The sequence below is a fragment of the Pseudoalteromonas sp. NZS100_1 genome (genome assembly GCF_015864285.1).
GTDB lineage: Bacteria > Pseudomonadota > Gammaproteobacteria > Enterobacterales > Alteromonadaceae > Pseudoalteromonas > Pseudoalteromonas arctica.
In genome coordinates, this window is record NZ_JADYXN010000134.1 from 1 (window position 1) to 779 (window position 779).

General features: G+C 38.5%; 1 protein-coding gene. It reads right to left on the reverse strand.

Annotated features, from left to right (window positions below; translation table 11 throughout):
- Positions 1-212: 212 nt before the first annotated feature.
- The coding region (locus I6F66_RS20940; RefSeq protein WP_368668202.1) for a transposase at positions 213-779 on the reverse strand (567 nt) is incomplete at its 5' end.

A 779-nucleotide genomic window follows, 5' to 3' on the forward strand; every position in this document is an offset into this window, starting at 1 on the left:
GAATTAAACTAGACAGCCACTCTAATTGTGCAAGCTAAACTGTGCCATAAAATCTACTTTTTATGTTAAAAACTTACCTTTCCTTATCTATTTCTTTTATTTAATTCATTAAATAAAACATTACCGCTGTTAATCTTAAATTACATGCACAAAAATAACTGCATGATGCAGTTGTGATTTATTACTGAATAATTTTACTGAGTAGTTTAAGTTTATGCGAGAAGCTTTTGGCAGTTACTGATGTTCGCTCGCCGTTTTCTGTTTAAATTTTCACAGTAACTTGCTTGTGAAGTGGGACTGCCTACTGCACCATGAAATACGCGTGTAAATTGTGTGGTGAGTTTTAACCAGTTTTCTGGTGATATATTCACTCTTTCTAGTAAAGGCAAATGTGCACTTTCAATATACCCTCGCTTATCTTCTCGTATACAACGTCCTGTTAATTCAACAAGTTCAAGGTACGATTTAAGCTCAAACGGGAGCCCTTTTGGCATTATTTGACGTGGCATGCCTGCAAAGCGAAGTAGTTGTTTTGGTTGTTTACCATCTCTTGCGTGTGTTAAACGTTTTTGGACGCTGGTATGGTCTGACTCTTCTGGGGTATTAGCCATTTTAGCTCTAATTGGGTTTAAATCGACATACGCCATACAGGCGGCAAGGGATGCTTCATCTAGTAATGCTTGAGACGTAAAGCGTCCCTCCCAGAACCGTCCTGTGCAGTTATCTTCTTTGTTCGCTCTGCGCGCAATACCTTCATTTAATAAGCGCATAAACCAGCT